The organism is Brevundimonas sp. SH203 (assembly GCF_002157625.1).
Classification (GTDB): Bacteria; Pseudomonadota; Alphaproteobacteria; order Caulobacterales; family Caulobacteraceae; genus Brevundimonas.
In genome coordinates, this window is sequence record NZ_BDMM01000006.1 from 146,790 (window position 1) to 159,507 (window position 12,718).

Below are 12,718 nucleotides of genomic sequence, written 5' to 3' on the forward strand. Positions count from 1 at the left end.
TTCAGATCGCGCGGCGCAGCATCTCGCAGACCCGCGCGAACTCCGCATCGCCCAGCCATGAACTGTTGCTGATCGCCAGCAGCCGCCCGGCCCAGCTCCGCGCGTTCGGCAGGGCGTCCGGCGCGCAGGCGGGCACGACCGAGGCGTAGCGCCGATAGTCCGGCAGGGCGCGAAGGAAGGGCGGGCTGAGGCCCAGCCCCTTGTCCCATCCTTGCGCCAGAACGGCGTCGCGCGTCGCCTGATCTGGCAGGCGCAACATCAGGATCGGCCAGACGCCGCGCGCGCCGGGCGCGCTGTCCCGGACCACATCCACGCCGGAAATCTGCGCCAGCGTCTCCAGGCGCGACGACGCCTGCGCCTCGGCGGCGGCCAGAAACTCCGGCAGGCGTTTCAGGGCCATGGCGCCGACCTTCTTGCGCCATCGCCCCGGCCGATGAAGGGGAATCCGGTCGGGAAAATCATCGCCCGCCGCGGCGCTCCAGTCACCCCGCGCCAGCGCCTGACGCAGCGGCGCGCCATAGCTCCATCGCAGGGCGCCCGGCCGATAGAGAAGGGCGTAGCCGATCAGTTCGGCGATGCGCCGGGCCTCCATCGTCCGGCTGTCGGGGATCAGACGGCGGCTGGTGTCCTGAAGAGCGCGGCGAAGCGGCGCATCGCGCGCGGTCAGGACGCCGCCCTCGTAGATGCTGAGCCCCTTGCCCACGGCCAGGCTGTAGAAGCCGATGTCGCCCAGCAGGCCCACCGAGGCGGCGCCGAGGCGCGCGCCTAGCGCCTGCGCGGCGTCCTCGATCACCCAGGCGCCGACGCGGTGCGCGGCCGCCAGAGCGGGGCGGATGTCGCTGACCCGCCCGCCCAGATGGGTCGGGACGACGGCCAGGGTGCGCGCGCCGCAAAGCCCGTCCAGCGCCTGGGGCGCCATGTCCAGACTGTCGGGGCCGAGATCGGCCAGCTTCAGTTTCAGACCACAGGCCGCGACCGCCTGGGCGACCAGCGGGCAGGTGTAGGCCGGGACCACCACCTCGTCCCTGTCGGGCGCGCGGTCGGCCAGGGTGCGCAGGGCGACGATGAAGGCCGCCGTGCCGGAGCATTCGATCTGGACCGAGGGCGCGCCCAGAAACGCCGTCAGATCGGTCTCAAGTCCCGCGTTCCTGTCGGGGAACAGGTCCCGGCCCAGCAGGGGCAGGCCAGCCGTGGGCGGCGCGAAACCCGCCGCCCTAGCCAAGGGGTTCAGGCTCCGCCTCGCGGCTGAGCCGGCCTTCACCGACCGCCAGGCAGACGATGCCGCCGAGGATCAGCGCCGTGCCTATAAGCTGGGGCCAGCCGATGACCTCGCGGAACAGCACGGCCGACAGGGCCAGAACGGACACGATCTCAAGGTGAGATGCGGCGAAGGCTGGGCCGACCGGCGCCCGCTTCAACAGGGTCATCCAAGTGAAGAAGGCCCCGACATAGCCCGCCATGGCGCCATAGATCCACGGCTGGCCGAACACCCTGGCCAGCCAGGACGGTGAGAATTCCAGCGGCAGGGCGCTGCTTCCCGCCTGTTTGAAACAGAGCTGGGCCAGGGTGTCGAACGCCATCAGCGAGAGAAAGCCGATGATATAGAAGGCCTTGGAAGACGACTTCATCACTTCAGCCCCACGACCGCCACCCCGAGGGAAATCAGCGTCACGCCGATGATCCGCAGGGGCGTCAGCTTTTCACGGAACAACAGGCGCCCCAGCAGCAGGATGACCACGATGTTGATCGAGCCCAGCAGGACCCCGTCGGACAGGGGCACGAGCGACAGGAAGGCCAGCCAGATCACAAACTCCGCCACATAGCTGCTGACGCCGATCCATATCCACGGGCGGCGGGCCATGTAGAGCCAGCGCGCCAGACCGTCGCCCGCGCGCGGGTCGGAGGCGGCGGCCTTGAACGCCAGCTGACCGGCGCAGTCGACGACGATGTTGGCCGTCCACAGCCCCACGACCAGCGCGCTCACGCGGCGGCCTCCATCGTCTCAGGCTGGCCGGCGATCCGCTTGGCGAAGTCGGTGACACAGGCGATGACGCGGCGACGCTCCCGGTCGATCGTGACCATGTGATAGCTGTCGTCCAGCACCACCAGCTCGACCGGCGCCTTGTGGACGCGGTTCTGGATGTCCTGAGCGTTGGACAGGGCGGCGACGTCGTCGTGGCGCGCGTGAACGACCAGACAGGGGACGTCGATCAGGGACAGACGGCGCCGCACATGGCGCGCCAGCGCCTGAAGCTCGCCGATGGACCACCAGGGATTGCCGGGCAGGCCCGCCTGGGAACTGTCGCCCGACTGCATCTGGGCCACGATGCGGGCGCGGATCGCCTCGTCCTTGATGCCGTAGGGCGGCATTTCAAAGAAGACGCGCTTCGCCCCGATCCCCAGGGCGCGGCACAGCGGCAGCAGGAAGGAAAACCGCGTGTAGAAGGGCATGCTCCAGCCGTCGTGGCGGAAGGTGGTGGACAGGGCGACCACGCCCGCCAGTTTCGGCGCGCCATCCTCAGCCAGCCCCAGGGCCAGAAGCGCGCCCATCGACAGACCCACGGCGATGATCCGGTCGGTGTCGGCCGCCAGAAGACGCGCGCCTTCCTGCACGCTGTTCATCCAGTCGCGCCAGCCCGTCGCCAGCAGGTCGTCGACGTCGCCGCAGTGGCCGGCCAGTTGCAGGGCATAGACGGTGAACCCCTCCTTCTGCAGGCCGCGCGCAATCAAGCGCATCTCGTTGGGCGTTCCGGTCAGGCCATGGATCAGCAGCACGCCGACGCGCGCGTTCGCACCCTGGCCGGGCAGAAGATAGGCATGGTCTTTCAACACAGAGGTCGCGGGCGGCGTCATACGGCGTCCTGAAGCGAGGGACGGCTCAGGATTTCCGGCAGCAGGGCCAGGGCGTCGGTGAAGTCGTCTATGGGGGCGTGGGGAATGGCGTTGGCGCGGCAATGGTCGATCAGCCGGCGCTTCGCCAGGACGAAATCCGCCTTGCCCGACACGCAGAAGTCCGAGGTGCTGTCGCCGATGTAGAGGATGCGGTTCGCCGTGCGCCGCGCCTCGGCCAGCCGGGCGCATTTGCAGTTGGCGCTGTCCTTGACGCAGGCCGCGGAACTCCATGGCGTGTTCAGCCGCCAGCGGTTGGCCGAAACCTGTTCCATCTGATTGGCCATGATGGGCAGGGGCCCCAGGTCCAGCGGGGCCAGGATGCGTTCGATGGCCAGATCCAGACCATCGCTGACAATGCTGATGGGCACGCCGAACCCTTGCGCCGCCCGAACGAAGGCGGGGAAGGCCGGGTCCACCTGAATGGCGGACAAGGCTTGGTCAAAGGCCTGATCGGTCATGTCCAGCAGGGCGATCTGGCCGGTCATACAGGCCTTGGAGCCGATCCGCCCCTGTTCCCAGGCGTTCTCAAGGTCCGTCCAGCCGGGACGGCCGAAGGCGTGAAGCAGGCTGTCGGTCGCATCGCGGTCGCTGATGGTGCCGTCGAAATCGCAGTGGATGGCCCATTCGCTGCGAGACGGGCTGAGGCTGTAGCGGCGATTAGTCATTGAAGTTGACCCGGACGGTTTGGCCGACGCGCACGTCGGGGCGGGTGTCGAATTCGAGCAGGCCTTCGACGATGCGGCTGGGGCCGCGTTCGACGTCGTCGCCCTGTCGGGCGTGACTGTAGATGGGGCTGAGGTAGGTCAGATGCGCGGCGGGCAGCAGCTTGCCGCCCAAAGGTGTCGGATCAATGGTCACGCTCGCCTTCATGCCGGGACGCACGCGGCCGATGAAGCTCTCGTTGACTTCGGCGCGGACGATCAGCGGGCGATCCGGCAGCAGGGTCATCAGGGGCGCGCCCTGCGACAACCGCTCACCGGCCGGCGCGACGATGCGAAGGACGACGCCGTCCGCGGGTGCGATCACCTGGGTCTTCTTCAGGCGGTTGCGCGCCTGGTTCAGACGTTGCTGGAAGACCGCGATGTCGGCGGCGGCGGCGGCGGCTTCGGCCTGGGCGTCGGCCAGCGACAGTTGCACGTCGGCCAGAGCCTGGGCGGAGACGGCGCCCGCCCTTTCGGCCCGCTGGTTTCGATCAAGGGTTTCGCCGAGGGCGCGGACCTTGAGCTGCGCGGCCTGCTGGCGTTGACGCGACTGATCGGCCTGGGCTTCGATCAGGCGGGTCTCGTCTGTCAGCGCGCCGTCGTCGAAGCGGGCCAGCACGTCGCCCTTGCGCACGGTCTGGCCTTCGGCGACCTCCAGCGCGCGCAGTTCGCCTTCCAGCGGCGCGGTGACGGCGACCAGTCCGCCCTGCACCTCGATGCGGCCGCGCGCCACCGCGTGCATCGGCGCGGCCTCGGCGCGCGCTTCAGGCTTCTGGCAGGCCGACAGGGCGGGGAGACCGACAATCGCCAGCGCAGCGGCGACGGCGGAAAGGCGAGGGGCGGGCGGCAGGGGCGTGGCTCTCATCACCGAGCTTCCGAATAGGGGTGTGGGGTGGAGGAGGGGGCAGGGCGCACATCGCTGTGGATGACGCCGTCCTCCATGGTCAGCAGGCGGTCGGCGAAGCGGATCAGGCGCGGATCGTGGCTGACGCAGACGACGGTCGCGCCCCGGCGACGGGCGATCTGGCGCAGCATCTCGCTGACCCGCTGGCCGTTCTCGGCGTCAAGGGCGCTGGTGGGTTCGTCGGCGAACAGCAGGGCGGGCGACTTGGCGATGGCGCGGGCGATGGCGACCCTCTGTTTTTCGCCGCCGGACAGTTGCGCCGGGCGCATATGCAGGCGGTGGCCCAGCCCCACCTCCTTCAACGCACCTAGGGCCAGGGCCTCGCTCTGGCGGCGGTCCATGCCCAGATAGCCCAGCGGAAGCTGCACCTGCTCCACGGCGGTCAGGGCGGGGAACAGGTTGAAGCCCTGGAACACAAAGCCGGTATGTTGCAGGCGGAAGGCCTCCAGTCGGCTGCGTCCGAGACGATCCAGTCGCTCGTCCAGCGCCGTGACGGAACCGCCGTCCGGCTTCTGCAGGCCGGACAGCAGGGACAGCAGCGTGCTCTTGCCGCAGCCCGACGGGCCGGAGATCAGGGTCATCTCGCCGGGATGCAGGTTCAGATCCAGATGGGTCAGAACCCGCGTCTGCACCGCGCCGGTGGTGAAGCCTTTCGCCAGTCCGGCGGCGATCACGGTCGGGGCGGGCTTCAGGATATGCATGCAATCGGCCATGGCCTTATCTCAGCAACATGGCGGGATCGGTTCGCAGCATGGTCCGCACCGCCGCCAGACTGGCCAGCATGGCCATGGCGAAGATCAACAGGCCGCAGCCGGCGGCGACAGGCAGGCTCATGGCCACCGGCACGTCCTGTCCGGCCGCCAGCATCAGCAGGGGCGTGCTGATCAGGGCCGCCAGCACCAGGCCGACCCCGCCGATCCAGGCGCTCTGTTCAAGCACCACGCGGGTCAGCGGCCAGCGACCGACGCCCAGGGCGCTGAGGGCCGCATACTCCCGGCGCGAGGCGGAGATGGTTCCGGCCAGCGACTGGCTGGTCACAACGGCGCCGACCAGGCTGACGATGACGGCCATGAACAGGACGGCGATGCCCGCCCCGGTGTCCAGCAGCCAGTAGTTCTGCGAGCGGGCGGCGAAGGCGTCGGCGGTCCAGGCCTCATAGGGAGAAAAGGCGGCCCGGTCCTGCATCAACCGCTGGCGCACGACGCCTGGCGCGACGCCGTCCTTCACCCGCGCCAGATAATAGGTGTCCCCGGACGTCGCCGAACCGCCGATCTCGCGGGCGGTCTCCAGCGACGACAGGACGTTGACGCCGCCCAGGCCGCGCATGCCCTTTATGACGCCGACGACGCGCACCGGGCGTTTGTTGATCCAGGCCAGACCGCCTTCGGCGACATGAAGCGTGGACAGGTCCGCGCTGTCGACCACGACCGCGCCCGGCTCGCGCAGCCGCTGACGCAGGGCGTCCGGCAGCCGTTCAGAAAAGGCCATGGCGCCCTTTTCGACCGAGAGGCCGGATAGATAGATCGAGATCGCCCCGCCTTCGCCCGACGCCGAATGCCAGTCGGCGTCCACCCAGCGCCAGGGCTCGACCGCCGAGACGGCCTCATCGGCCCGCAGCCGCATCTCGATGTCCGAGCCCAGCGGGCGGCCATAGTTGAAGCTTTGCGAACCGGGATAGCCGACCCAGACATCGGCCGAGGACGCCTTGATGTAGATGGCGGCGCTGCTGAAGATGCCCAGGACCAGGGCGGCCTGCACGATCAGCAGCAAGCCGGCGAACGTCACCGCCAGAACGACGGGCACGAAACGAACCCACTCGTGGATCAGGGTCTTGCGGGCCAGGGAGATCATGGCGTCGCCCCTTCCGCTGGCAGCGGGCCGCCCGCCGACCTGAAGAGACGGATCAGGGCCGTTATGCTGTCCAGCCTGGCGTCGGCCAGGGCCGAGCGGGCCTCCAGCAGTTCGGTCTGCGGCTGGATCATGTCCAGATCGCTGGCCAGGCCCAGGTCGTGTCGAACGGTCCAGGCGTCCAGGGATCGGCGCAGGGTTTTGACCGTCTCGCGACGCGCCTTGACGATGGCCTTTTGCTGCTCAAGGGCGCTGAAGCCGGTCTGAACCTCGCCGGCGGCCTCGATGACCGCCTGGTGGTAAAGCGCCAGGGCGCTGGACAGGGCGTGGTCCTCGCTGTTGACCAAAGCGCGGCGGCGGCCCCAGTCCCACAGCGGAATGTCGATCGTCGGCCCGATCACCGGCATCAGCCCGCCGGGGGAGGGCGCCGAGGACAGGCTTTGCGTGTAGCTGATCGATCCGGTCAACGACAGGCTGGGATAGAGGGCGGCCCTGGCGATCCTGACGCGGGCGGCGGCTTCCAGCACCTCGGCTTCCGCCGCCATCACATCGGGGCGACGACGCAGATCGTCGGCCTGCAACTCGGCCGGAAAACGCACGGCCGCGAAATGACCCGCAGTCTGGTCGTCGGCGGCGGAAGCAGGCCGACTGAGCAGGGCGTCCATCGTCCGTGACGCGCTCTCGACCTGATGTTGCAGGCGCGTCTGTTCGATGCGGCGGCGATTTTCCTCGACTGACGCCGCGCGGAGTTCGCGCGCGTCGGCCAATCCTGTGTCCAGCCGCGTCCGAACCAGGTCGAGGGCGCGCAGGGACAGGTCGTGAGACTGTCGCGCCAGCCCCAGCCGCATCTGCGCCTCGTGACGCTCGTAGTAGGCCTGAATGAGCGAGGTCGCGATCATCAGGCGCGCCGCGCGCAGCTGGGCGGCCTGGGCGGCTGTCCGGGCCTCGGCTTCCTGATTGCGCGCGGCGTTGGCGCCGAAGAAGTCCACCTCCCACCGCGTGCCGAGGCCCAGCTGGTAATAGCCGTCGCTGGTGGCGACATCCTGCAACGGCGCCCCCAGCAGGTCCAGGCCGGGGCGTTCGGCGTTGCGGGTTCGGCCCTGGAGGGCCTGCGCCTGTTGCAGCCGCTGCCGGGCGCTCTCGATCGTCAGATTGCGGTCCAGGGCCTCGGTCAGCAGGACCATCAGGTCGGGGTCGTCGAACGCCTCGCGCCAGTCTTCGGCGACCCAGTCCCGAGCCTGGACGTCGCCCGTCCGGCTGTCTCCGGCGACGGCGGTCGGCGAAACCGGGGCGGCGGCTTCGCCGGCCCGGGCGACCGCGCCGCCCGATGCGGCAAGCAGCATCGCGCCTGACGCACCCAACAGAAGTCGTCGTTTGGGCCGGGGCAAGGACAGTCCTTATGGAGCAAGGGGGCGGGGAACTGTCGAAGCCCTTACCCATCGCGTGTTGCGGCTTTGCGGACGGAATGTGGAGGCCATGTCGCGCCCGCGCGTTTGACGAGGCCGACGACCGCCGCGTCAATCGGCGAGCGGCAACTCGAATTCCGCCCGGAGTCCGCCGGATTCGGAGCGTCCCAGGAGGGCGTATCCGCCATGTGCTTCGGCGATATATTTCACGACGGTCAGGCCCAGGCCGGACCCCTTCGCGTCGGAGCGCGCGCTGCGGAAGGGATCGAACATCTGGGGCGCGATGTCATGGGGGATTCCCGGACCCGAATCCGCGACGCTGATGACGGCGAAGCCGGCGTTTTCCTCGATGGAGACCCGGACGACGCCGGGAGCGGCATGGACGCGCACGTTTTCGAGCAGGGCGTTGAGAGCCTGCCGGATGCGGGTGCTGTCCCCGAACACCCGAACGGGTCTGCTCTCCCATTCGATCGTGAAGCCCAGTTTGCTGAGCAGCGGCTCGTACAGGCTTCTGAGCGGCTGGATGACCTGATCCAGCGCCAGCCTTTCCGTCTTCAGCGACATGCGGCCGCTTTCGTACAGGCTGATGACGCGCAAATCCTCGACGATCCGGGTCAGGCCCTCCAGCTGAAACTTCATCAGCGCCATCCACTCGTCGTCCAGATCGAAGACCTGGTCGGCGACGCCTTCCATCATGCCGTTCATGATGGTCAGGGGCGTTCTGAGTTCATGGGCGATGGCGGCGTTCCACTGGATGGATTCGTTGGTGGACTGCTGCAGGTGGGCCGCCAGGGTGTTGAAGTCGGATATGAGCTGGGAGATCTCGCCGAGGCTTCCGTCCTTGTACGCCACGCGGGCCGACAGGTCGCCGGCCGTCAGGTGTCGCGCCACCAGCGCGACCTCGGACAGCGGGGCGGCGATCCGCTTTGACAGGATGCGCGCCGCGACGAGCGAGACGATCAGGCCCAGCATCACCGACAGCAACAAGGCCGCCAGATCGATGAAGTTGAGATAACTCTCCAGATACTCGTTACGGGGATCGACGAACACAAAGTAGAAGCCGCCCCAGACCACGAAGGACGACAGCAGGCCGCTGATCGCGACCGTCGCCATATAGAAGGAGAACTTGCGTCGGAGACTGGGCGAGTGCTGGATCATCGCGCGTTCAGACGATAGCCCACGCCGCGGACGCCCTTGAGCGCCTTCTCCATCCCGGCGGCGGTCAGCTTGCGGCGCAGCTTGCTGATGTGGCTGTCGACGGTGCGGTCCAGCGCGTCCTCGTTCGGCAGACAGGCGTCGGCCAGCTCTCCGCGCGAGAAGACGCGCATCGGGTGGCGGGCCATGAATTCCAGAATGCGGAACTCGGTCAGTGTGGTGTCGATGTGGTTGATCTGGTCGCCGGTTCGAACGGTCGCGATATAGCTCTCCGGGTCGATCTCCAGCGCGTCGACGCGGATCAGACGATCCGGCGCCATGCCGGAGGTGCGTCTCAATATGGCCTGGACGCGGGCGACCACCTCGACGGCGCTGAAAGGCTTGACCACATAGTCGTCCGCGCCGGTTCGCAGGGCCTGAAGCTTGTCCACGTCCTGATCCAGGGCGGTCATGATGAGAACCGGCGTATCGCCGCGACGACGCAGTTCGGACAGCACGCCCCAGCCGTTGATGCGCGGCAGCATGACGTCCAGCAACACCACGTCCGGCTTCAGGGACGCATGAAGATCAAGACCGACCTGACCATCGTAGGCGCGTGCGGTGCGAAATCCTTCGCGCACCAAGTAACGATCCAGAATTTCCGCGATCGCGACTTCATCTTCGACGATGAGGGCCAGAGGGGTCATGTGCCTGGGGTTCAAGATCTCGTGCTTACGAGATCAATCTCACATGGGCCCGATCCATGGCCAAGACCGAGATAGGCCCGTCCACCATGGGTCCATCAAACCTTCACACTCGCGCATGATTTCTTTCGGTGTCCTGCAACCTCTTGTGAATGAGCATGGACATTTCGACTTCTGGAGCACCCGCACTCGGCGGTTTCAGGCCTTCTAGACGGCATCCCTGTTCTCCGAAGGGATTGGACAAGTCAGATCATAGGCGAGTGATAGACGGCCCTGATCCCGGCCCTGATACTCGCCGCCCTAGCCTACGCCGTCTTCGCCCTGGGGGCCTTCGGGATCGAAAGCCTCCAGCGCCGCCGGCCGCTGCGAGTCGCAAGGCCGGATCGGCGAAGGCCAGGGCGAAAAGGCCGGCTCCGCCTACCGTCTGCCGAACGGCAATCTGATCTATGTGCCGGAGTAGGGCCGATATCAGCTACACTCAGGCGCATGGTACGGCGACTACAGAGGTGTGAGGCCACACGTGTCGCGGCTTGCCGGTGGCGCTCTCCGGCTCCAGGGCGATCACTCAAGAGCGTTGCAGACCTTCTTGCAACGCTCGTAGCGGAGAAGGGGCGGCGCTTATCCTAAGGCGATCCGGGTCCGCACTTGATGTTTGATGGGGCGTCGATGCGCACGCTCTCGGCCGATCAGCGCGCTCCTATCGCCTGCGCTACCTGTGGTGCATGGGTCAGTTGCGGATTGTGGCCTGCATCTGGAATGACGACTCGTTCGACGCTAGCCGCTGTCGGCCATCGGGGCGGATCGTTTTCTCCATTGACGATCTTGATGGGCATGAGGCGGCTGCTGGCCAGAACGGCAAGCTGGTGGCGCAGCCTGCGGCGGTCGGCTTCATCGCCGACGCGGCGCAGATGTTCTGCAAGTCGTTTGATCGCGCCTGGCCGACGCAGATGGGCGGCGTCCTGACCCAGGCTTTGCAATCGCCGCCCCACGGCCAGTCGCAGGACGGAGGCCGCCAGAAAAGGATGGCGCAGGAAAAAGGCCGGTCTGTCGCCCAGGAAATAGGGGGAGATCAGGACCAGCCCCGAAATCTTGTCGGGATGTCGCGCCGCGAAATCGACCGCCAGCGCGCAGGCGTAGGAATGGGCGACGAGTTTGATGGGACGGGTGAAATGCGACGACAGGGAGTCGAGCCAGTCCGCTTCATCCAGACCGCGATCAAGTTGGCTGCGTCCCTGGCCAGGCAGGTCTGGAGCCAGCGCCTCGACATCGAGATGAGCGCGCACGGCTCGCCATGAGCGGGATGTCAGGGGCAGGCCGTGCAGAAGCACGATTTGCGCGTCAGCGCCGCCTTCCACGAACGTCGCTGCGCCCGCCAGGTTTTCAAAGCCGCCGCGGTGATCTGGATGGGCGCTGAACTCCGTCGCAATAAGATAGTCGAGGGTTCGCCCGAGCGCCGGCTGCAGCCTGGGGCGTTCGAGGCCCACGGCGGCGGCGGCCCGATCGGCGGTTTCGGTCTCGAAGTCGAAGGACGTCAGAAAGGACAGGGGTTCCGCCGACACGCCCATCACCCGTCCAAGCCCGGCCTTGAGCGCGAACCTGACGATGCCGACCGGCACATGTCGGCGCGGCGCGCGTAGGCCCATATGCTTTGCGACCATGCCGACAAACGCACCGAAGCGTGGCGTGTCCGGGCAGATCAGCGTGTATTCCGCTAGACTTTGCGTATCTCGGCCGGGCGCCCTCGCCATGAATCGGGCGACATAGTCCACGGGAACATGGGGGACCCAGTCCGTCGGCCTGCCGGGTATTGCGGATAAGGCGCCCCGCCAGAGTTGGTCGACGATCTCTGCAAAGCCGGTGATCTGTCTGAGTTCGCCCGATCCGCTATGGCCTATCACGGCCCCCGGGTTGATGACGGTCAGATCGACATTTCGTACACCGGCTTGTGCGCGGACCACAAAGTCGCCTTCGATCTTGGAGGCCTCATAAGGGCCCAGTCGGCGATAGAGTTTCGTCCACTCCCGCTCGGTGGGGGCTGGGTCGCGACGAAGTCCCAGATGGTCGAGCCTCTTCTGCGATGCGACCAGATATCCCGAAACATGAACGAGACGCGGCCGACCGGGCAGGGCGGCGGCGAAGTCGACCACGCGCGCGGCCCCGACGACATTCACCGCAGCCGCTTCGGGTCGCGTCATTCCCCAGGCGTAGCGACCGCTCAGATTGTAAACGAGGCGAACCGCGGTCAGCGTTTCGATGAAGCGATCGCCCAGGCCGAGACGATCCAGGGTCAGATCCCCTTCGACGTAAACGATTTTGCTCGCATCGCCGCCGTGATCTTCGATCCAGGACGAAAACTCCGCCTGCCGCCCCTGGGCGTTCCGCAGCACCAGGGCGACGGCCGTGTCGGCGGCCGTCAGTTCGACCACAAGCCAGCGCCCGATTTCTCCCGTTCCCCCGAAGACGACAACGCTGGGATCAGGCATCGTCGGCCTCCCGGAGGGCGTCTTCCGCCAATGCCGCTTGCAGAGCCACAGCGGCATGAAAGGGCGCCAGAGAGCGTTGGGCGCGAGCCATGATCAGGGCGCCTTCGACGCCGGCGAGCCCGGTCTGGGCGAGTGCGCGGGCGCGCGCCTCGGGAACACGGGTGCGCATCAGGTGTGAGGCCAGGGTGACAGTCCAGCTGTCAAACGCCTGGGCGCAGGCGCGCTGCAAATCCGGCGTCTTTTCTCCTATGGTCGCCGCGACGGCGGTGACGGGGCATCCTTTCTGGAAGTCCGATCCCTGCAGGACATCGCCGAAGGCCCGGGCGGCGAATTCGACCACTTCTCCAGGCGACGTCGCCCCTCGGCAACTGGCGTCAAGCTGATCCCGGATGACGGCTGCGGCAAGATCAACGGCGGCGGCGGCCAGCTGCTCCTTGCCGTTCGGAAAATGAAAATACAGGGAACCGCGAGGCGCCTCTGCCGCCGCGACAATGTCGTTCAGGCCTGTGCCGGTGTAGCCGTGTGTCTGGAGTTTATCGACCATGGCCAGGAGCAGTCGCTGCCTGGTCTTTTCACCCTTGTTCGTCATGCGCGTCCTTTCTAATAAAATTAATATATAGACCGATCGGTATATTCAAGGGTGTTT

The 12,718-nt window shown here is 67.2% G+C and carries 13 protein-coding genes and 1 pseudogene; 1 reads left to right on the forward strand and 13 read right to left on the reverse strand.

The genetic code is table 11. The annotated features are described in order from the left end of the window. Position 1: 1 nt before the first annotated feature. From SH203_RS13470 to SH203_RS13520, 11 genes are all read right to left on the reverse strand, one after another. Positions 2-1,222 carry a DegT/DnrJ/EryC1/StrS family aminotransferase gene (locus SH203_RS13470; protein ID WP_087121460.1) on the reverse strand — a complete coding sequence of 407 codons (1,221 nt, stop codon included), beginning with the start codon at positions 1,220-1,222 and terminating at the stop codon, positions 2-4. Continuing rightward, positions 1,215-1,628 (reverse strand): multidrug efflux SMR transporter, encoded by a 414-nt coding sequence (locus SH203_RS13475; protein WP_087121461.1) that lies wholly within the window; start codon positions 1,626-1,628, stop codon positions 1,215-1,217. Before SH203_RS13475 ends, SH203_RS13470 begins: the two co-directional genes overlap by 8 nt. Further along, entirely contained in the window at positions 1,628-1,984 is a 357-nt protein-coding gene (locus SH203_RS13480; RefSeq protein WP_087121462.1) for an EamA family transporter, read from the reverse strand. Before SH203_RS13480 ends, SH203_RS13475 begins: the two co-directional genes overlap by 1 nt. Further along, complete coding sequence (locus SH203_RS13485; RefSeq protein WP_087121463.1) at positions 1,981-2,853, reverse strand: carboxylesterase; 873 nt, start codon at positions 2,851-2,853, stop codon at positions 1,981-1,983. Before SH203_RS13485 ends, SH203_RS13480 begins: the two co-directional genes overlap by 4 nt. Then, on the reverse strand, positions 2,850-3,557 hold the full coding sequence (locus tag SH203_RS13490) for an HAD-IB family phosphatase (protein ID WP_087121464.1): 708 nt from the start codon (positions 3,555-3,557) through the stop codon (positions 2,850-2,852). The genes SH203_RS13485 and SH203_RS13490 overlap by 4 nt, the downstream gene beginning before the upstream one ends. Beyond that, positions 3,550-4,458, reverse strand: coding sequence for an HlyD family secretion protein (locus SH203_RS13495; RefSeq protein ID WP_087121465.1), 909 nt, complete (start codon positions 4,456-4,458; stop codon positions 3,550-3,552). Before SH203_RS13495 ends, SH203_RS13490 begins: the two co-directional genes overlap by 8 nt. Next, positions 4,458-5,210, reverse strand: a complete 753-nt coding sequence (locus SH203_RS13500; protein ID WP_234989512.1) for an ABC transporter ATP-binding protein — start codon at positions 5,208-5,210, stop codon at positions 4,458-4,460. The genes SH203_RS13495 and SH203_RS13500 overlap by 1 nt, the downstream gene beginning before the upstream one ends. Before the next feature lie 4 nt (positions 5,211-5,214). Beyond that, on the reverse strand, positions 5,215-6,348 hold the full coding sequence (locus SH203_RS13505) for an ABC transporter permease (protein WP_087121467.1): 1,134 nt from the start codon (positions 6,346-6,348) through the stop codon (positions 5,215-5,217). After that, positions 6,345-7,688, reverse strand: coding sequence for a TolC family protein (locus tag SH203_RS13510; protein ID WP_087121468.1), 1,344 nt, complete (start codon positions 7,686-7,688; stop codon positions 6,345-6,347). The genes SH203_RS13505 and SH203_RS13510 overlap by 4 nt, the downstream gene beginning before the upstream one ends. Positions 7,689-7,862: 174 nt before the next feature. Continuing rightward, positions 7,863-8,909: an ATP-binding protein gene (locus tag SH203_RS13515; protein WP_087121469.1), complete on the reverse strand. Its 1,047-nt coding sequence runs from the start codon at positions 8,907-8,909 to the stop codon at positions 7,863-7,865. Further along, positions 8,906-9,592, reverse strand: coding sequence for a response regulator (locus SH203_RS13520; RefSeq protein ID WP_087121470.1), 687 nt, complete (start codon positions 9,590-9,592; stop codon positions 8,906-8,908). Before SH203_RS13520 ends, SH203_RS13515 begins: the two co-directional genes overlap by 4 nt. 373 nt (positions 9,593-9,965) lie before the next feature. On the opposite strand from SH203_RS13520, the pseudogene SH203_RS15990 reads away from it, so the two are divergent. Further along, positions 9,966-10,049: pseudogene (locus SH203_RS15990) on the forward strand (DUF2149 domain-containing protein); the annotation flags it as partial. 226 nt (positions 10,050-10,275) lie between these two features. Here SH203_RS15990 and SH203_RS13530 read toward each other — a convergent pair. After that, positions 10,276-12,072, reverse strand: coding sequence for an alpha/beta fold hydrolase (locus SH203_RS13530; protein WP_159457571.1), 1,797 nt, complete (start codon positions 12,070-12,072; stop codon positions 10,276-10,278). Next, positions 12,065-12,661, reverse strand: coding sequence for a TetR/AcrR family transcriptional regulator (locus SH203_RS13535; protein WP_087121472.1), 597 nt, complete (start codon positions 12,659-12,661; stop codon positions 12,065-12,067). Before SH203_RS13535 ends, SH203_RS13530 begins: the two co-directional genes overlap by 8 nt. Positions 12,662-12,718: the final 57 nt, after the last annotated feature.

Coding starts and splice junctions, on each gene's coding strand:
- SH203_RS13475 (WP_087121461.1), bottom strand. CDS start 1,628: ATGAAGTCGTCTTCCAAGGCCTTCTATATCATCGGCTTTCTCTCGCTG.
- SH203_RS13485 (WP_087121463.1), bottom strand. CDS start 2,853: ATGACGCCGCCCGCGACCTCTGTGTTGAAAGACCATGCCTATCTTCTG.
- SH203_RS13490 (WP_087121464.1), bottom strand. CDS start 3,557: ATGACTAATCGCCGCTACAGCCTCAGCCCGTCTCGCAGCGAATGGGCC.
- SH203_RS13495 (WP_087121465.1), bottom strand. CDS start 4,458: ATGAGAGCCACGCCCCTGCCGCCCGCCCCTCGCCTTTCCGCCGTCGCC.
- SH203_RS13500 (WP_234989512.1), bottom strand. CDS start 5,210: ATGGCCGATTGCATGCATATCCTGAAGCCCGCCCCGACCGTGATCGCC.
- SH203_RS13505 (WP_087121467.1), bottom strand. CDS start 6,348: ATGATCTCCCTGGCCCGCAAGACCCTGATCCACGAGTGGGTTCGTTTC.
- SH203_RS13510 (WP_087121468.1), bottom strand. CDS start 7,688: ATGCTGCTTGCCGCATCGGGCGGCGCGGTCGCCCGGGCCGGCGAAGCC.
- SH203_RS13515 (WP_087121469.1), bottom strand. CDS start 8,909: ATGATCCAGCACTCGCCCAGTCTCCGACGCAAGTTCTCCTTCTATATG.
- SH203_RS13520 (WP_087121470.1), bottom strand. CDS start 9,592: ATGACCCCTCTGGCCCTCATCGTCGAAGATGAAGTCGCGATCGCGGAA.
- SH203_RS13530 (WP_159457571.1), bottom strand. CDS start 12,072: ATGCCTGATCCCAGCGTTGTCGTCTTCGGGGGAACGGGAGAAATCGGG.
- SH203_RS13535 (WP_087121472.1), bottom strand. CDS start 12,661: ATGACGAACAAGGGTGAAAAGACCAGGCAGCGACTGCTCCTGGCCATG.